Here is a 17,866-nt window from a genome sequence, read left to right as displayed (position 1 = left end):
GTGACGGCATGGGATCCCGACGTCCTGCCAGGGTTCGTGCAGACCACGATCGAGCTGGGCGCCGATCCGCACGGCGAGGGCGACCTCTTCTCGACCCTGGTGCGGCCCGCGCAGAGCAGCGGCACGCCCCGGCACGCGGTGTTGGCGGTGCACGGTTACACCGATTACTTCTTCCACACCGAACTGGCCGAGCGGTTCACCGACCGGGGATTCGCGTTCTACGCCCTGGATCTGAACAAGTGCGGCAGATCCTGGAGAGAGGGCCAGACCCCGCATTTCACCACCGACCTGGCAAGCTATGACACCGAACTGGAACGCGCGCTCACCATCATCCGCCGAGAGACCGAGGACGCCACCGTGTGCGTGTACGGCCACTCCGCGGGTGGGCTGATCGTCACACTGTGGCTGGACCGGGTACGCCGGCGGGACGCGACCGCTGCGTTGGGCATCGGCGCACTGGTGCTCAACAGCCCGTTCTTCGACCTGCACGGCCCGTCGATCCTGCGGACTCCACCGACGGGTGCGGCGCTGCGGGGCCTGGCCCGGTTGCGCAAGCGGCAGGTGATACGCAAACCCACCCCCGGTGGCTACGGCACCTCGCTGCACCGGGACTACGCCGGTGAATTCGACTACGACCTGGCCCTCAAACCGGTGGGCGGCTTCCCGGTCACCTTCGGCTGGATCAACGCGATCCGCCGGGGCCACGCGCGACTGCACCGCGGGCTGGACGTCGGGGTGCCCAATCTGATCCTGCGTTCGGACCACAGCATCTCCGAGTCCCGGAACGCGGCGTCGCTGGAGACCGGCGACGCCGTGCTGGACGTGGCGCAGATCGCCCGCTGGGCCGGGTGTGTCGGTGGCACCCACACCACCGTGGCACCCATCGTCGACGCCAAACACGATGTGTTCCTGTCCCTCTCGGCACCGCGGGCCGCGGCCTACCGCGAGCTGGAGCGGTGGCTGGACCTCTACGTCGACACCTCCCCCGTCAGCTGACCGAACAGGACTGCGTACATGGAACACTTCGATCTCGCCATCATCGGCACCGGTTCGGGCAACAGCATCCTCGACGAGCGCTACGCGGGGAAGAAGGTGGCGATCTGCGAGCAGGGCGCCTTCGGCGGCACCTGCCTCAACGTCGGGTGCATCCCCACCAAGATGTTCGTCTACGCCGCGGAAGTGGCTGCCACCATTCGCGATTCGGCGCGATTCGGCATCGACGCCCACATCGACAAGGTGCGCTGGAGCGACATCGTGTCGCGGGTCTTCGGCCGCATCGATCCGATCGCGTTGGGCGGTGAACGCTACCGGCGCTCGTCTCCGAACGTCACCGTGTACGACAGCCACACCCGCTTCGGCCCCACCCGCAGCGACGGCAGACACCTGCTGCGCACCGAAGCGGGTGACGAGTTCACCGCCGATCAGGTGGTGATCGCCGCGGGTGCGCGCGCCTCGGTGCCGGAGGCCATCGCGGGGTGCGGCGTGCAGTACTACACCAGCGACACCATCATGCGGATCTCCGATCTGCCCGAGCATCTGGTCATCGTCGGCGGCGGTTTCGTGGCCGCCGAGTTCGCCCACGTCTTCTCGGCGCTGGGTACGCGGATCTCGATGGTGATCCGCGGGTCCGCGCTGCTGACACACTGCGATGACACGATCTGCGAGCGGTTCACCGATGTGGCCGGCAAGAAGTGGGAGATCCACAGCCGCCGCAACGTCATCGGGTCCCGTCCGTGCGACTCGGGCGTCGAACTCGAACTCGACGACGGATCCGTGCTGGCCGGGGATGCACTTCTGGTGGCGACCGGACGAATTCCCAACGGGGACCTGCTGTCTGCTGAGCTGGCCGGCGTCGAACTCGACGACGACGGCTTGATCCGGGTGGACGAGTACCAGCGCACGACCGCCCGCGGGATCTTCGCCCTCGGCGATGTCAGCTCGCCATACCAGCTCAAGCACGTCGCCAATCACGAGGCGCGCGTGGTGCGCCACAACCTGCTGGCCGACTGGGATGACACCGACACGCTGGTGGCCTCCGACCATCGGTACGTGCCCTCGGCGGTGTTCACCGATCCGCAGATCGCCATGGTCGGGCTGACCGAGAACGAGGCCAGGGCAGCGGGATACAACGTCGGCGCCAAGGTGCAGGACTACGGCGACGTGGCCTACGGCTGGGCGATGGAGGACACCACCGGTATCGTGAAGATCGTCGTCGACCAGGACAGTGGGACGATCCTCGGTGCCCACATCATGGGCCATCAGGCATCGTCGTTGATCCAGCCGCTGATCCAGGCGATGAGCTTCGGGTTGGGCGGCCAGGACATGGCTCGCGGGCAGTACTGGATCCATCCCGCCCTGCCCGAGGTGATCGAGAACGCGCTGCTGGCCCTGTGTGGTGAGCCCGCGTGGCCGCCGCCCAAGCGGCACTGAGATTCGCTAGGGTCGGGTTGTGAGCGCAGGTGATCAGGATCGGTTGCCCGACGATCAGGCCGGCCTGATCGTCGAGGTGTTCCGGATGTTGGCCGACACCACCCGCATTCAGATCCTCTGGGCGTTGACGACGGGAGAACGTTCGGTCAACGACCTGGCTGAGCACGTCGGCAAGCCCGCCCCTTCGGTGTCCCAACACCTGGCCAAGCTTCGCATGGCGCGGCTGGTGCGCACCCGTCGCGAGGGGACGCAGGTGATCTACCGCCTGGAAAACGAGCACGTGCGCCAACTGGTGGTCGATGCCGTGTACAACGCCGAACACGCCGGGCCCGGCGTCCCGGGGCACCACCGCCATGACTCTCATGTCCGGCCGCTCCCCGGCGAGACGGGGTAGCTCCTTCTCGCCCATACCGACACACGGGCCCATTTGCGCGAGTGCGATCCGGTATTTCGTCGGTCTCGGCGTAGCCTGCGATGGGCACCTAAACCCCTGCGCCACTTGAGCATCTGGTGTCACACCGCGCCGATTCTTGTCAGTGGCGATCCGTATGTTCGAGGCATGGGCAGCTCCGCACTCGAGGACAAAGAGGCGATGCTGGCTGCCCTGACCCAGATGGAAACCCCTCAGGCCCAGATGAACTCGTTGTCAATCGACGCCTTCACCCCTCTGGAGTTGCTGGACTTGCAACAGCGTCGAGAAACCCTGTCCTGGCAACAACCCGTCATCGATCACAAGGTCTATCAACGCCTCACAACCGAGTGCACGCCGAAACAGCTGGGCGCAAAAAGCTTCACCAAGGTGCTGTCCACGCGGTTACGCATCAGTGCCGCCGAAGCGTCACGACGCCTCAAGCACGCCGCCCTGCTGGGCCCCCGCGTGGGATTGACCGGCGAACCCCTGGCCCCGCTATGGCCGACGGTGGCCCACGGCCAAGCCGACGGATTGATCAGCACCGAGCACATCACCAAGATCACCTCGTTCTTCCACAAGCTGCCCCAGGCCATCGATGCCCCGACCCGTGACGGCGCCGAAACCGAACTGGCCAAACACGCCTGCAGGCTGACCGTCGACGGATTCGTCACCGCCGCCAACCACCTGGCCTACCTGCTCAACCAGGACGGCATATTCTCCGATGCAGATCGCGTCGCCCAAAGCTATTTCCACCACGGCAAGCAAGACGCCGACGGCCTGATCCCGGTCAAAGGCAAGCTCACCCCAGAAGCCTGGGCGCTGATGGAACCCATCATCGAACAGCACGCCGCCCCCGGCATGTGCAACCCCACCGACGAGAACCCCTGCGTCACCGGAACCCCCAGCGAGGAGCAGACCCGCGCCGACACCCGCACCCAGGGGCAGCGCAACCACGATGCCCTGATGTGGATATGCCGCCAGCTCCTGAGCACCACGCCCGTCGGCACCATCAACGGCTTACCCGCCAACGTCATCATCGTCGCCAACCTCACCGACCTCGAACAAGGCACCGGACACGGCATCACCGCCGGCGGCACCCGCCTGCCGATCTCCGATGTCCTCAAACTCGCCGCCCACTCCCGCCCGTGGCTCGCCCTGTTCGACGGCAACGGCCTGCCCCTGCACTTCGGCCGCTCCCGACGCACCGCCTCGATGGCCCAGCGCCTCATGCTGCTCGCCAAACACCGCGGCTGCACCATGCCCGGCTGCACCGCCAGCGCCTACCGCTCCCAGGTCCACCACGCCAACACAGACTGGCAACACGGCGGACAGACCGACATCGACGAGCTCACCCTGGCCTGCGGGCCGGACAACAGGATGGTCGATGCCCTGGGATGGTCAACACGCAACCGCCCCACAGACGGGGTGACCGAATGGACCCCACCACCCGAGCTCGACCGCGGCCAACCCCGCACCAACAACCTGCACCACCCCGAACGGATCATCGACCCCGACCACGACCCGTGATGAGCCGCGGAACAACGCGGTCAGCGCGCGGGAACCTCGAATCCCCAGGGTAATTCGAGGCGGTGTTGCGCCAGCAGCGCGGCATCCCCGAGCACCGACCGGATGTCCCCATCGGCGACCACCCGGCCGTGGTCGATGATGACGGCCCGCTCACACAGCTGCGCGGCGTACGGCAGATCGTGGGTCACCAGCAGCATGGTCCGCTCGGTCGTCGACTGCTGCAGGGTCTGCGCCAACTCCCGGCGGGCCACCGGGTCGAGGTTGGCCGACGGCTCGTCGAGCACCAGGATCTCGGGTTCGCACGCCAGCACCGCGGCCAGGGCGGCGCGGCGCCGTTGTCCGCCGGACAGGTGTGCCGGGCTGCGGTCGGCGAGCTCGGTCAGGTCAACAGCCCGCAATGCGGTGCGCACGCGCTGCGCCAGCTCCGCACCGGTCAGCCCGAAGTTGGCGGGTCCGAAGGCGATGTCCTGGGCGACCGTCGGCATGAACAGTTGATCGTCGGGGTCCTGGAAAACCAGCCCCACGCGGCGGCGAATGTCGCGGACCGTCTTGCGTGACAACGGAACACCGGAGATCTCCACGCTCCCCGACGCTGCGGTGAGCACGCCGTTCAGATGCAGCATCAGCGTGGTCTTGCCCGCTCCGTTGGGGCCCAGCAGCGCCACCCGCTCGCCTGCGGCCACCGTGAGATCCACGCCGTCGAGGGCGGGATGGCCGTCGGGATAGGCGTAATGCAGCTCGCGCACGCGCACCGCGGGCGTCATCGCAGCACCCACGCACTGCCTGCCACGGCCACCCCGGCGGCCGCGGGCAGCAGCGCCAACGTCCACTGCGTGGTGGTGGCTCTCGGCACCGCCGCGACCCCGGCAAGTTCCGGCATCCGCCCGTCGAATCCGCGCGACAGCATGGCCACGTAGACCCGCTCACCGCGCTCGTAGGACCGTAGGAACAGCGCCCCCACGCCCTTGGCGATGGCGCCGGCCTGATGCAGCGCGCGCGGCGAGTCGCCCCGCGACACCCGCGCCATCCGCATCCGGGCCAGCTCGGCCGCCAGCAGATCGACGTAGCGGATCATCAACACCAGCACAGAGGTCATCATGGCGGGCACCCCCAACCGGCTCAGCGCCAGGGGCAGCTCGGCAGCGGTGGTGCTGGCAGCCAGCGTCAGCGACGCCGCCACACCCAGGGTGCCCTTGATGACGATCCCCCACGCCGCCCACAGCCCCGCAACGGACAGCTGCAGGCCGGCCACCGTGATGCGCTCGCCGCCCTCGGAGAACGGCAGCAGCACCGCCAGCACCACGAACGGCGCCTCGATCAGCATTCGGGGCAGGATCCAGCGCAGCGGGATCCGGCCCACCGCCCACACCGCCACCAGCACTGCCGCGAACATCGCATAGGGCCAGAGCATCTGCCGGGGGGCGGCGACGACGGCCAGGACGAAGACCACCAGGGCCACCACTTTGACCTCGGCCGGTAACCGGTGCAGCGGCCCGCCGGCGTGCCGGTAGAGCGGGTGAGCGTGGCCCGCGCCCACCGCTCAGCCCTTCGACTTGCGGCTGCGGGCGATCAACCAGAACGCCCCGAACGCCAGGGTCAGGGTGACCGCCACCCCGATGATCCCGGCCAGCCCGCCGGTGTTCTCCCCGCCTGCGACCGTGTAGTCGGCCAGCGGTGAATGCTCGAGGGAGTGGTCGGTGGCCGACTGCGCGATGCAGGAGCCCGTGAGCTCCTCACCCTCGGCGGTCTGCACCACCTCACAGCCCTGCAGCGTGGCCGAGTCCAGGCCGTCGGGCTGCGAGCTGGCGAAGTAGGAGACCACACCGGCGATCAGCAGGGTCACCACCGCGAAGGCGATCCAGAATGTCTTGCCCTGCGCGCGTGCGGTCGTGGTCATGCGTCGACCTTCTGGTCCCGGCGGGCCGCGCGCAGCAGGTACACCAGATCGGGGCGGGCCCGTACCACCGCCATCACCGTCAGCGCGGTGATCACGCCTTCACCGATTCCGATCAGCACGTGGGTGCCGGACATGTAGGCCGCCACCGTGCCCAGCGACGCCTGCGCGGCCCCGCCGACGGCGTACTCCAGCACGAATCCCAGTGCTGCGCAGACCGTTCCGACCACCGCAGAGACGAAGGCGATGGCACCGATGGCGGGCACCGAACCGGCGTGGCGCCGTTTCACCACGGCGTAGAGCAGGGCGGCGGTGCCGTACCCGGCGGCCACGCCGATCACCGCCATGTTCACGATGTTGGTCCCCAGTGCGGTGACGCCGCCGTCGGCGAACAGCAGTGCCTGCACCACCAGCACGATGGCGATACACAGCGCGCCGGTGAACGGCCCCACCAGGATTGCGGCCAGCGCCCCGCCGAGCAGGTGACCGCTCACGCCGGGCAGGATCGGGAAGTTGACCATCTGGACGGCGAAGACGAAGGCCGCCACCAGGCCGGCCAGCGGCACCGTGCGCTCATCAAGCTCGGTCCGGGCCCGCCACGCGCACACCACCAGCGCCGCGACGGCGATCACGATGAAGCCCATGGACACGGGAGCGTTGACGATCCCGTCGCTCATGTGCATGGCCTGGTTGACGATGGTCACCGAGCGAGCCTAAGACCGACCGGGAACACCTGTCTAGTTGTACATATGAACAGGACGCCAACCTGCCCGATCGGGCAGCTCAGCCGTGCGCCGCACCTATCCAGTGCAGCAGGTCGTGCACGGTGTGGTCCTCCAGCTTGTAGCTGACCTGCCTACCCACCCGGGTGGAGGTGACCCAGCCCTGCTGCCGCAGGATCCGCAGCGCCTGCGACACCGCGTTCTCCGAGCGCCCCAGCGCCGCTGCCAGGTCACCCACACAGATTCCCGGCGCCCGGTGCAACGCCAGCAGGATCTCCAACCGGTTCGGGTCCGACAACAGATCGAAGCGCAGGGTCCACCCCGAGATGTCGACGTCGGCCAGCGCGGACGATGCCCTGTGCATCGGCGTCTGATCACCCGGGGAGGTCACGGGTATCAAATTTAGTCCAAGAATCCGTGTAACAGGGCTGCCGAGCCCGCGACATGCGCGCGCATGGCCTCCGCGGCGCGATCCTCGTCACCGGCCAGGATGGCGATCACGATCGCTTCGTGCTGCTCATTGGAGTGGGTGATGTTGCGGGCCAGCAGCGGGATCTGGTCCAGCAGCACATTGATCCGCATCCGGTTCTCTGCCACCAGCGGCACCAGCGACGGTGACCCGGCCGCCGCGGCGATCGCCAGGTGCAGCCGCGAGTCCAGCCTCCGGTAGTCCTCCAGCGCAGCATCGCGGACGTCGGTCAGCCGGCCCCACAGTTCCTCGCGTTCGGTGGCCGTCAGGGTGCGGGCGGCGGCCATCCGGGCGGCGCCGGACTCCAGGATCTCGCGCAGGCGCAGGGCGTCATCGATCTCGTCACGGCCCACCCGGGGGTGCCGGTCCGGCAGTGCAGGCAGTTGCTCGGCCAGGAACGTACCGCCGTAGCGACCACGTCGCGACACCAGGTAACCGGCCTCGGCCAGCGACTTGATGGCCTCACGCACGGTGTCGCGGCTGACGCCCAGGCGCACCGCGAGTTCACGCTCCGGCGGCAGCGACTCCCCCGGCGCCAGCACGCCGAGCCGGATGGTCTGCAGCAGCCGCTCCACGGTGTCCTCGAACGCGTTGCCCGGACGCACCGGACGCAGCAGGGCGTCGCTGGCCTCTGCTGAGTACGGGACGTCCGGGTCGGCGCTCATGTCGTCAGAGCGGGGTGACGTAGTGGCCGCTGATCCCGCCGTCGACCAGGAACGTCGACGCGGTGATGAAGGACGCATCGTCAGACGCCAGGAAGGCGACCGCGGCAGCCAGCTCCTCCGGCTCGGCGAACCGGCCCACCGGCACGTGCACCAACCGGCGGGCGGCCCGCTCGGGATCCTTGGCGAAGAGTTCCTGCAGCAACGGGGTGTTCACCGGCCCGGGGCACAGCGCGTTGACCCGGATGCCCTGCCGCGCGTACTGGACCCCGAGTTCGCGCGACATCGCCAGCACCCCGCCCTTGGACGCGGTGTAGGAGATCTGGGACGTGGCCGACCCCATCACCGCGACGAACGAGGCGGTGTTGACGATCGCGCCCTTCTGCGCCGGAACCATGTGCCGCAGAGCGGCTTTGCAGCAGAAGAACACCGACTTGAGGTTGATGTCCTGCACCCGGTCCCAGGCGTCGATCCCGGTGACCTCGATCAGGTCGTCCTCGGGCGGGCTGATGCCGGCGTTGTTGAACGCGATGTCCACCGAGCCGTGCGTCTCGGCCGCGGTGTCGAACAGGGCGTCGACCTCGGCCTGATCGGACACGTCGACCTTGACGAAGGTCCCATTGAGGTCCTCGGCCACACTCTTGCCGGTCGACGGGTCGATGTCCCCGATGACGATGGTGGCCCCCTCGGCCCGCATCCGCTTGGCGGTGGCCAGACCGATTCCGCTGGCGCCGCCGGTGATGACGGCGACCTTGCCGGCCAGTCGCTGGGTCAGATCCATCGTTACTTCTCTCCGATCGCGATGAAGACGTTCTTGGTTTCGGTGAAATGCAGTGGCGCGTCCGGGCCCAGCTCGCGACCGAGACCGGATTGCTTGAACCCGCCGAAGGGGGTGTTGTACCGCACCGAGGAGTGCGAGTTGACGCTGAGGTTGCCCGCCTCGACGGCACGCGACACCCGCAGCGCCCGGGACAGGTTGTCGGTCCAGATGGAGCCGGACAGACCGTATTCGGTGTCATTGGCCAGCGCGATGGCGTCGGCCTCGTCCTCGAACGGCAGCACCGTCACCACCGGTCCGAAGATCTCCTCGGTGACCGTGCGGTCGGTGCGCTGCGGGGTCAGCACGGTCGGCGGGAACCAGTAGCCCGGGCCGCTGGGCGCGCTGCCGCGGAACGCCACCGGTGCGTCGTCGGGCACGTACCCGGCCACCGACTGCCAGTGCTTCTTGGACACCAGCGGGCCCATCTCGGTGTCCCGGTTGGCGGGATCGCCGACGACCACACCCTTGACGGCCGGCTCCAGCAGCTCCATGAACTTGTCGAAGACGTTGCGCTGCACCAGGATCCGACTGCGTGCGCAGCAGTCCTGACCAGCATTGTCGAACACGCCGTAGGGGGCGGTGGCCGCAGCACGCTCGAGGTCGCAGTCGTCGAACACGATGTTGGCGCTCTTGCCGCCGAGTTCCAAGGTGACCCGCTTGACCTGGCTCGCGGCCTTGGCCATCACCTGGGTGCCCACCTCGGTGGAGCCGGTGAAGACGAGCTTGCGCACATCCGGATGGGTGACGAAGCGCTCCCCGATCACCGAGCCCTTGCCGGGCAGCACCTGGAACAGACCGGCGGGCAACCCGGCCTCGAGGGCCAGTTCGCCGAGGCGGATGGTGGTCAGCGGCGTCCATTCGGCGGGTTTGATCAGCACGGCGTTGCCGGCTGCCAGCGCCGGCGCGAAACCCCAGGACGCGATGGGCATCGGGAAATTCCACGGGGTGATGACCCCGACCACCCCGATGGGCTCGTTGAAGGTCACGTTGAGCCCACCGGCGACGGGAATCTGGCTGCCGGACAGGCGTTCCGGGCTGGCTGCGTAGAACTGCAGCACATCGCGGACGGCACCGGCCTCCCACTCGGCGGCTCCGATGGGGTGCCCGGAGTTGGCCACCTCGAGGGCTGCGAGTTCGCCGACGTGCGCATCAACTGCGGCGGCGAACGCGCGCAGGGCGGCGGCCCGTTCTGCCGGTGCGGCGGCGGCCCAGGCCTTCTGGGCCACCTGCGCCCGCGCCACCGCGTCGTCCACCGCGTCGGCGTCGAGTTGTTCGACGTCGCGCAGCACCTCCTCGGTGGCCGGGTTGATCAACGTGCTCATGACACCCTTTCTGTTGAGTACTCCCTGGCTGCCGCCACCACCCCGGCGAACAGCCGCAGATCGTCGAGCCGTTCCTCCGGGTGCCACTGCACGCCCACCACCCAGGCATGCGGGTACAGGGCGGGGTCCACCTCGACGGCCTCGATCACCCCGTCGGCGGTGTCCTGGGCGCTGATGAGCAGCCCGGGAGCCAGCGTGTTGATGGCCTGGTGGTGATAACACTGGGCGTCGGTGGACTCCCCGATCAGCGCGGCTGTCCGGGTGCCGGGCACGGTGCGCACCGTCGAGGTGGTGAACACCGCGTTGCCGGCCTGGTGGCGGGTGTGGCCCAGCACATCGGGCAGGTGCTGGTGCAGCGTGCCGCCGAGTGCGACGTTGAGCACCTGGGCGCCGCGGCAGATGCCCAGCACCGGCATGTTGCGCGCCAAAGCCCCACGCAGCAGCGCGAATTCCCAGGCGTCGCGTTCCAGCGCGGGCGCATCGGTGGTGGGGTGGGCGCCGTGGCCGTAGGCAGCCGGGTTCACATCCCGGCCGCCGGTGATGATCAGCCCGTCGAGGCCGTCGAGCACCCGCGCGGCCACCGTCTCGTCGACCGGTTGCGGCGGCAGCAGGGTGGCAATCCCGCCGGCCCGGGTGACGCCCTCGAGGTAGATCGCCGGCAGGAAGCTGGCCAGTACATCCCAGACCCCGGTTTGGGCCTGCTGCAGGTAGGTGGTCAGTCCGAGTACAGGTTTAGAGACGTTCAAAACCACGCACCCGCTCCCAGTCGGTGACTGTCGAGTTGTAGGCCTTCAGCTCCACTCTGGCGTTGTTGAGGTAGTGCTCCACCACCTCGTCACCGAAGGCCTCGCGCGCCACCGTGGACTGTTCGAACAACGCCGCGGCCTCACCGAGGGTGGTGGGCAGCCGGTCCGCCCCGCCGGTGTACGCGTTGCCCGACGTCGGCTCCTCGAGTTCCAGGCCGGCGTCGATCCCGTGCAGGCCACCGGCGATCAGGGCGGCCACGGCCAGGTACTGGTTGACGTCTCCTCCCGGTGCTCGGCATTCCATCCGCATGCCCGGGCCGTGACCCACCACGCGCAGAGCGCAGGTGCGGTTGTCCAGCCCCCAGGCGATGGCCGTGGGCGCAAAGCTCCCGTCGACAAAACGCTTGTAGGAGTTGATGTTCGGCGCGTAGAACAGCGTCATCTCGCGCAGCGTGGCCAGCTGGCCTGCGACGAAACTGCGGAACATCGACGACATGCCCAGCGGGTCGGCGTCATCGGCGAACACAGCCGAACCGTCGGTGCCCCGGAACGAGATGTGGATGTGGCAGCTGTTGCCTTCACGCTCGTCGAACTTCGCCATGAACGTCAGGCTCTTGCCGTGCTGGTCGGCGATCTCCTTGGCGCCGTTCTTGTAGATCGTGTGGTTGTCGCAGGTGGTGCGGGCATGGTCGTAGCGGAAACCGATCTCCTGCTGACCGAGGTTGCACTCCCCCTTGACGCCCTCGCAGTACATACCCGCCCCCTCCATGCCGAGGCGGATGTCGCGCAGCAGCGGCTCCATGCGGGTGGACGCCAGCATCGCGTAGTCGATGTTGTAGTCCGTCGCCGGCGTCAGCCCCCGGTAGCCCGCTTTCCAGGCGTCCCGGAACGTGTTGTCGAAGACCATGAATTCCAGCTCGGTGGCGGCCACGGCGTCGAGTCCGCGGTCGGCGAGGCGGGCCAACTGCGTGTTCAGGATGCTGCGCGGGGCCTGCACCACCGGTTCGCCGGAGGTCCAGGACAGATCGGCCATCACTAGGGCGGTACCGGGTTGCCACGGCAGCAGGCGCAGGGTGGAGAAGTCCGGCGTCATCACCATGTCGCCGTACCCGGTTTCCCAGCTGGAGATGGCGTACCCGTCGACGGTGTTGTTGTCGACGTCCACAGCCAGCAGGTAGTTGCAGCACTCGGCCCCGTGCGCGGCGACATCATCGACGAACAGCCGCGCCGAGATCCGCTTGCCCGTCAGCCGGCCCTGCATGTCGGCGAACGCCACGATCACGGTGTCGATGTCGCCGGCAGCCACCAGCTCTTCCAGCTCGCGCTGGGACAACAGTCCTGAATTCACGCCCATGACCGCAAAGTCAACCATTGGATAACGATCACCGCCTGATTCACCCCGAAATTTCACCGATTTGTGTCACCCAAAGGTAGGACACCAGACCATTGGCGGGCTTATCGTGCCCTTCAGTGAGACCCGGGTCACAGGGCCTCCACCTGTACACCAAGGAGGGTTTACGGTGCCCGAAGGCCACGAATACCTCAACGAGGACGAGCGACACCTCGCCACGCTGGGCTACACCCAGGAGCTCTCGCGCACCTGGTCCGGTTTCTCCAATTTCGCCATCTCGTTCTCCATCATCTCGATCCTGGCCGGCTGCTTCACCTCGTTCGGCCTGGGCTGGAACAACGGCGGCCCCGCGGCCATCGCGTGGGGCTGGCCCATCGTCTCGGTCTTCATCCTGATGATCGGGCTGTGCATGTCCGAACTGGTGTCGGCCTTCCCCACCTCCGGCGGCATCTACTGGTGGGCGGCCAAACTCGGCGGTCCCAAGGCCGGCTTCTACACCGGCTGGCTCAACCTCATCGGCCTGATCGCCATCCTGGCCTCGGTGGCCTACGGCAGCGCCACCTTCCTGGACCTGACCCTGGGCACCTTCAGCGAGGACTGGCTGGCCGGCTACAGCCTGACCCGCACGTTCGTGATGTTCGTGGTGATCCTGGCGGCGGTGGCGATCATCAACATCTTCTCGTCGCACCTGCTGGCGGTGATCAACAACATCTCGGTGTGGTGGCATGTCGCCGGCGCCGCGGCGGTGATCCTGATCCTGTTCCTGGTACCCGAGCAACACGCCAGCTTCTCCGACGTGTTCGCCCAGACCATCAACAACTCGGGCATCTTCGGCGGTGAGAAGAACATCGGCTGGCTGCTGTTCGTGCTGCCCATCGCCGCGATCCTCACGCAGTACACGATCACCGGCTACGACGCGTCGGCGCACCTGTCCGAGGAGACCCACAGTGCGGCCGACGCAGCCGCCAAAGGCATCTGGCGGTCCATCTTCTACTCGGCCATCGGCGGCTGGATCCTGTTGCTGGCATTCCTGTTCGCGGTGCAGGACGCCGACGCGGTCTCGGCCGGTGGCGGTGCCGTGGTCACCATCTTCACCCAGGCGATGGACTCCTCATGGGTGGGCATCGTGCTGCTGATCTCCACCGCCGGGCAGCTGTTCTGCACCACCGCCTGTCAGACCAGCGCCTCGCGCATGCTGTTCGCCTTCAGCCGGGACCGCGCGGTCCCGGGCCACCAGCTGTGGTCGAAGGTCAACCACGCCCGGGTGCCCGCCAATGCCGTGGTGGTCACGGCGGTGCTGGCTGCACTGATCACCCTGCCCGCGCTGGTGGAGGTGGACATCAACGGCGCCCCGGTGCCGGTGGCGTTCTTCGCAGTGGTCTCCATCGGGGTGGTGGGGCTGTACCTGTGCTTCGCGGTGCCGATCTACCTACGGTGGCGGATGGGCGATGCGTTCGAGGTCGGCCGCTGGAACCTGCGCGGACACCACCGTTGGCTGGCGCCGATCGCGCTCATCGAGATCGTCGTCACCTCGATCATCGCGATGTTCCCGACGTCCCTCGGCGGTATGCCCTGGGATCCCAGCTTCGAGTGGAAGTTCGTCAACTACACCCCGCTGCTGGTCGGCGGTGTCCTGGTGCTGCTGTTCGTCTACTGGCATGTGTCCGTCAAGCACTGGTTCACGGGCCCGATCAAGCAGGTGGACACCCCCGGCGACACTCTCGAGGGGGTGTCCTGACGGTCTCCGACACCTGAACCCCCGCGCCCCTCGAGTCCCCGACCGAGGGGCGCGGGCCGTGTGACGACGGTCTCGCCCGGTTTGATCCGGTGACGGACTGGTTAATAGGCAGTCAGTCGCCTGGCCTGCCGTGCGACATGCAACGAAACAGACGAGCATTCGAAACGGAGTAGGGTCGAACACGTGTGTGGAGCCACCGGCGAGGTACGCCTCGACGGAAGAACCCCAGATGTCAGTGCCGTTGCCGCGATGGCGGAGGTCATGGTCGCGCGCGGCCCGGATTCTGCCGGGGTGTGGTCCCAGGGCAGGGTGGCTCTGGGCCACCGGCGCCTCAAGATCATCGACCTCTCCGAAGCCGGCGCCCAGCCCATGGTCGACGCCGAACTCGGGATCTCCGTGGCGTGGAATGGCTGCATCTACAACTACGAAGAGTTGCGCACGGAGCTGACGTCGCACGGCTACCGGTTCTTCTCCCACAGTGACACCGAGGTCCTGATCAAGGGCTACCACCACTGGGGCGACCGCTTCGTCGACCACCTCAAGGGAATGTTCGCCTTCGCGATCGTCGAACGCGACAGCGGCCGCGTACTGCTGGGCCGCGACCGCCTCGGCATCAAACCGCTGTACCTCACCGAGGACGGCAAGCGCATCCGATTCGCCTCCTCCCTGCCGGCACTTCTGGCCGGCGGCGGCGTCGACACCCGCATCGACCCGGTGGCACTGAACCACTACCTGAGCTTCCACTCGGTGGTGCCGCCCCCGCTGACCATTCTGCGCGGGATCCGCAAGCTGCCGCCGGCGTCGCTTCTGGCCATCGAGCCCGATGGCCGCCGCGTCGCCACCACGTACTGGACTCCCGACTTCTCCCGGTCCGCCGAGCGCGCCGACTGGACCGAGAACGACTGGGAGGACGCCGTTCTCGAGTCGCTGCGCCTGGCCGTCAAGCGCCGACTGGTCGCTGATGTGCCGGTGGGCTGCCTGCTCTCGGGCGGTGTGGACTCCAGCCTGATCGTCGGTCTGCTGGCCGAGGCCGGCCAGACCGGACTCAAGACGTTCTCGATCGGGTTCGAGTCGGTCAACGGCGTGGCCGGTGACGAGTTCGTCTACAGCGACATCGTGGCCAAACGCTTCGGCACCGACCACCACCAGATCCGCATCGACACCGCGCGCATGCTGCCCGCGCTGGGCGACACCATCGGCGCCATGAGCGAGCCGATGGTCAGCCACGACTGCGTGGCGTTCTTCCTGCTCAGCCAGGAAGTGGCCAAGCACGTCAAGGTGGTGCAGTCCGGTCAGGGCGCGGACGAGGTGTTCGCCGGTTACCACTGGTATCCCCCGATGGGCGCGCCGGAGGCGGCGTCGGTGGACGGTTCGGTGGCGGCGTACCGCTCCGCATTCTTCGACCGGGACGCCGCGGGCGTGCACAGCCTCATCTCCGCGGCCTTCGCCGCCGACGGCGATCCCAGTGGGCTGTTCGTCACCGAGCACTTCGGTGCCGCGGGGGCCGAGACCGGGGTGGACCGCGCCCTGCGGCTGGACACCACCGTGATGCTGGTCGACGACCCGGTGAAGCGAGTCGACAACATGACGATGGCCTGGGGACTGGAAGGCCGCGTGCCGTTCCTCGATCACGAGTTGGTGGAGCTGGCCGCCACCTGTCCGCCTGAACTCAAGACTGCCCACGGCGGCAAGGGCGTACTGAAACAAGCTGCGCGCAAAGTCATTCCGGCCGAGGTGATCGACCGACCCAAGGGCTACTTCCCGGTACCCGCGCTGACCCACCTCGAGGGCCCCTATCTGGACATGGTGCGCGACGCCCTGTTCACCCCGGCCGCCAAGGAACGTGATCTGTTCCGCCCCGACGCGGTGGAACGACTGCTGGCCGATCCGAACGGGAGGTTGACGCCCCTGCGCGGCAATGAGTTGTGGCAGATCGCCCTGCTGGAACTGTGGTTGCAGAAGCACGGTATCAGCGGGCCGGCGGCATGAGCATGACCTTGAGCGACTCCGAACAGCCGGAAGCCACCGAGGCCATCACCCTCGGTCTGCACGACGCCTCCCCGCAGCATCTGGTGGACGCGATGGCCACCAACGTGGAACTCGAATTGGGCTGGGGCCGTTTGATCTTCGGGCAGACGTTTGCCGAACCGGAAGTGCTGGCCGAGGCCCTGCGCCGCGAGGGTCCGGGCCGCCGCGACATCTGCATCTACGCCAGGGAGTCACACGTCCTGGTCGCAATGGCGCCCCACGAACTGTTCATCGACCCCAGTCACACCTACCGGCTGCGGTTCACCGGTGACGATCCGGCTGCGGCCGCCGCCCCGGTGGCGATCACGGTGCGGTCGCTGCGCAGCGCCGCCGACGCCGACGCGATGAACCGCGTCTACGTGCGCTGCGGCATGGTGCCCGCACCCACCGACCTCATCTGGGACAACCACGAGAACGCCGACGCGGTGGAGTATCTGGTGGCGGTGCGCGAAGACGATGACACCGTGATCGGCACGGTCACCGGGGTGGACCACGCACGGCTGTTCTCCGATCCCGAGCAGGGTTCGAGCCTGTGGACTCTGGCCGTCGATCCCGCCGCCAGCGTGCCCGGGGTGGGCGAGGCGCTGACGCGGGCACTCGCCGCGATCTTCGCCGAACGCGGTCGCGCCTACATGGATCTGTCGGTCGCCCACGACAACAGCGCCGCCATCAAGCTCTACGAGAAGCTGGGTTTCCAGCGGGTGCCGGTGCTGGCGGTCAAGCGCAAGAACGCGATCAACGAGCCGCTGTTCACCCCGGCGCCCGAGACCGTCGACGACCTGAATCCCTACGCCCGCATCATCGCCGACGAGGCGATGCGCCGCGGCATCCACGTCGAGGTGCTCGACGCCGAGACCGGTGAGGTCCGGTTGTCGCATGGCGGGCGCAGTGTGGTGACACGGGAGTCGTTGTCCGAGTACACCTCTGCGGTGGCGATGAGTCGGTGCGACGACAAACGTCTGACCCGGCGCATCGTCAGCGAGGCCGGCGTGGTGGTGCCGCGCGGGCGGCTGGCCACCTTCGACGCCGGTGATCACGAGTTCTTCGCCGAGGTCGGTGACGTGGTGGTGAAACCGACGCGGGGCGAGCAGGGCAAGGGCATCACCGTCGGCATCGCCGACGACGCGGAGCTCGACAACGCGCTGGCCCGCGCCCGCGAACAGCACCCCGAGGTCCTGATCGAGCAGCGCGCCCCCGGTGACGACCTGCGGCTGGTGGTCATCGACGGCAAGGTGGTGGCCGCCGCGCTGCGCAAACCCGCCGAGGTGATCGGCACCGGCACCCACACCATCGAGGCACTGATCGAGGCCCAGAGCCGTCGCCGCGCCGCGGCCACCGGCGGCGAGTCGGTGATCCCGATGGACGAGGTCACCCGGGCGACGGTCGCCGAGGCGGGGTGGTCGTTTGACGACGTGCTACCGGAGGGACAGCGGCTGCGGGTGCGCCGCACCGCCAACCTGCACCAGGGCGGCACCATCCACGACGTCACCGCGGAGGTCAACCCGGAGCTGTGCCGCGTGGCGGTGACCGCTGCTGCGGCCATCGGCATCCCGGTCACCGGTATCGACCTGCTGGTCCCCGACGTGACCGGTGAGGAGTACGTGTTCGTCGAGGCCAACGAGCGTCCCGGGTTGGCCAATCACGAGCCGCAGCCCACCGCCGCGGCGTTCATCGACTTCCTGTTCCCCGGTCAGCCGGGGTTGCCGCAGGCGTGGACGCCGGACGAGGCGGAGCAGTAACCGAGT

At 68.0% G+C, this 17,866-nt stretch carries 17 protein-coding genes; 7 read left to right on the top strand and 10 right to left on the bottom strand.

Annotation, left to right across the window (positions count from 1 at the left end):
- The 4 genes from G6N58_RS20310 (at position 1) to G6N58_RS20295 (ending at position 4,369) form a co-directional block, all read left to right on the top strand.
- A complete protein-coding gene (locus G6N58_RS20310; protein WP_115277511.1) occupies positions 1-996 on the top strand; it encodes an alpha/beta hydrolase in 996 nt (331 codons plus the stop codon).
- Positions 997-1,014: 18 nt separating this feature from the next.
- Positions 1,015-2,430, top strand: coding sequence for a mycothione reductase (mtr, locus tag G6N58_RS20305; protein ID WP_115277512.1), 1,416 nt, complete (start codon positions 1,015-1,017; stop codon positions 2,428-2,430).
- Between the two features lie 19 nt (positions 2,431-2,449).
- Positions 2,450-2,824, top strand: coding sequence for an ArsR/SmtB family transcription factor (locus G6N58_RS20300; protein ID WP_264037758.1), 375 nt, complete (start codon positions 2,450-2,452; stop codon positions 2,822-2,824).
- 165 nt (positions 2,825-2,989) lie between these two features.
- Positions 2,990-4,369 carry an HNH endonuclease signature motif containing protein gene (locus tag G6N58_RS20295; protein ID WP_163908292.1) on the top strand — a complete coding sequence of 460 codons (1,380 nt, stop codon included), beginning with the start codon at positions 2,990-2,992 and terminating at the stop codon, positions 4,367-4,369.
- Positions 4,370-4,389: 20 nt separating this feature from the next.
- Here G6N58_RS20295 and G6N58_RS20290 read toward each other — a convergent pair whose 3' ends face one another.
- From G6N58_RS20290 to G6N58_RS20245, 10 genes are all read right to left on the bottom strand, one after another.
- Positions 4,390-5,133, bottom strand: a complete 744-nt coding sequence (locus G6N58_RS20290; RefSeq protein ID WP_068916410.1) for an energy-coupling factor ABC transporter ATP-binding protein — start codon at positions 5,131-5,133, stop codon at positions 4,390-4,392.
- On the bottom strand, positions 5,130-5,906 hold the full coding sequence (gene cbiQ / locus G6N58_RS20285) for a cobalt ECF transporter T component CbiQ (protein ID WP_068916409.1): 777 nt from the start codon (positions 5,904-5,906) through the stop codon (positions 5,130-5,132). Before cbiQ ends, G6N58_RS20290 begins: the two co-directional genes overlap by 4 nt.
- A gap of 3 nt (positions 5,907-5,909) precedes the next feature.
- Positions 5,910-6,266 carry a PDGLE domain-containing protein gene (locus G6N58_RS20280; protein WP_115277514.1) on the bottom strand — a complete coding sequence of 119 codons (357 nt, stop codon included), beginning with the start codon at positions 6,264-6,266 and terminating at the stop codon, positions 5,910-5,912.
- Positions 6,263-6,946, bottom strand: a complete 684-nt coding sequence (locus G6N58_RS20275; protein ID WP_115281387.1) for an energy-coupling factor ABC transporter permease — start codon at positions 6,944-6,946, stop codon at positions 6,263-6,265. The genes G6N58_RS20280 and G6N58_RS20275 overlap by 4 nt, the downstream gene beginning before the upstream one ends.
- A gap of 100 nt (positions 6,947-7,046) precedes the next feature.
- Complete coding sequence (locus G6N58_RS20270) at positions 7,047-7,376, bottom strand: ArsR/SmtB family transcription factor (RefSeq protein WP_407664139.1); 330 nt, start codon at positions 7,374-7,376, stop codon at positions 7,047-7,049.
- Between the two features lie 11 nt (positions 7,377-7,387).
- Positions 7,388-8,119: a FadR/GntR family transcriptional regulator gene (locus tag G6N58_RS20265; protein WP_115277515.1), complete on the bottom strand. Its 732-nt coding sequence runs from the start codon at positions 8,117-8,119 to the stop codon at positions 7,388-7,390.
- A 4-nt stretch (positions 8,120-8,123) separates the two neighbouring features.
- Entirely contained in the window at positions 8,124-8,897 is a 774-nt protein-coding gene (locus G6N58_RS20260; RefSeq protein ID WP_115277516.1) for a 3-oxoacyl-ACP reductase, read from the bottom strand.
- Positions 8,898-8,899: 2 nt separating this feature from the next.
- Positions 8,900-10,258, bottom strand: a complete 1,359-nt coding sequence (locus G6N58_RS20255) for an aldehyde dehydrogenase family protein (RefSeq protein ID WP_115277517.1) — start codon at positions 10,256-10,258, stop codon at positions 8,900-8,902.
- A complete protein-coding gene (locus tag G6N58_RS20250; RefSeq protein ID WP_068916403.1) occupies positions 10,255-11,004 on the bottom strand; it encodes a gamma-glutamyl-gamma-aminobutyrate hydrolase family protein in 750 nt (249 codons plus the stop codon). The genes G6N58_RS20255 and G6N58_RS20250 overlap by 4 nt, the downstream gene beginning before the upstream one ends.
- The gene (locus G6N58_RS20245) at positions 10,991-12,358 is read right to left on the bottom strand and encodes a glutamine synthetase family protein (RefSeq protein WP_068919756.1); all 1,368 of its coding nucleotides are present in this window, start codon (positions 12,356-12,358) and stop codon (positions 10,991-10,993) included. Before G6N58_RS20245 ends, G6N58_RS20250 begins: the two co-directional genes overlap by 14 nt.
- A gap of 166 nt (positions 12,359-12,524) precedes the next feature.
- Between G6N58_RS20245 and G6N58_RS20240 the strand changes: the two genes are divergently transcribed.
- The 3 genes from G6N58_RS20240 to ngg all read left to right on the top strand — a co-directional run bounded on the left by G6N58_RS20240 (position 12,525) and on the right by ngg (position 17,860).
- On the top strand, positions 12,525-14,093 hold the full coding sequence (locus G6N58_RS20240; RefSeq protein ID WP_115277518.1) for an amino acid permease: 1,569 nt from the start codon (positions 12,525-12,527) through the stop codon (positions 14,091-14,093).
- A gap of 183 nt (positions 14,094-14,276) precedes the next feature.
- Positions 14,277-16,082: an N-acetylglutaminylglutamine amidotransferase gene (locus tag G6N58_RS20235; RefSeq protein WP_115277519.1), complete on the top strand. Its 1,806-nt coding sequence runs from the start codon at positions 14,277-14,279 to the stop codon at positions 16,080-16,082.
- The gene (gene ngg / locus G6N58_RS20230; protein ID WP_435406129.1) at positions 16,079-17,860 is read left to right on the top strand and encodes an N-acetylglutaminylglutamine synthetase; all 1,782 of its coding nucleotides are present in this window, start codon (positions 16,079-16,081) and stop codon (positions 17,858-17,860) included. The genes G6N58_RS20235 and ngg overlap by 4 nt, the downstream gene beginning before the upstream one ends.
- Positions 17,861-17,866: the final 6 nt, after the last annotated feature.

Origin of the sequence: Mycolicibacterium tokaiense, assembly GCF_010725885.1 — a bacterium.
Lineage (GTDB): Bacteria > Actinomycetota > Actinomycetes > Mycobacteriales > Mycobacteriaceae > Mycobacterium > Mycobacterium tokaiense.
The sequence above is the reverse complement of the archived record's forward strand: the minus strand, read 5'-3'. Positions and strand labels throughout refer to the sequence as shown.

Coding starts and splice junctions, on each gene's coding strand:
- mtr (WP_115277512.1), top strand. CDS start 1,015: ATGGAACACTTCGATCTCGCCATCATCGGCACCGGTTCGGGCAACAGC.
- G6N58_RS20295 (WP_163908292.1), top strand. CDS start 2,990: ATGGGCAGCTCCGCACTCGAGGACAAAGAGGCGATGCTGGCTGCCCTG.
- G6N58_RS20290 (WP_068916410.1), bottom strand. CDS start 5,133: ATGACGCCCGCGGTGCGCGTGCGCGAGCTGCATTACGCCTATCCCGAC.
- G6N58_RS20280 (WP_115277514.1), bottom strand. CDS start 6,266: ATGACCACGACCGCACGCGCGCAGGGCAAGACATTCTGGATCGCCTTC.
- G6N58_RS20275 (WP_115281387.1), bottom strand. CDS start 6,946: ATGCACATGAGCGACGGGATCGTCAACGCTCCCGTGTCCATGGGCTTC.
- G6N58_RS20265 (WP_115277515.1), bottom strand. CDS start 8,119: ATGAGCGCCGACCCGGACGTCCCGTACTCAGCAGAGGCCAGCGACGCC.
- G6N58_RS20260 (WP_115277516.1), bottom strand. CDS start 8,897: ATGGATCTGACCCAGCGACTGGCCGGCAAGGTCGCCGTCATCACCGGC.
- G6N58_RS20255 (WP_115277517.1), bottom strand. CDS start 10,258: ATGAGCACGTTGATCAACCCGGCCACCGAGGAGGTGCTGCGCGACGTC.
- G6N58_RS20245 (WP_068919756.1), bottom strand. CDS start 12,358: ATGGGCGTGAATTCAGGACTGTTGTCCCAGCGCGAGCTGGAAGAGCTG.
- ngg (WP_435406129.1), top strand. CDS start 16,079: ATGAGCATGACCTTGAGCGACTCCGAACAGCCGGAAGCCACCGAGGCC.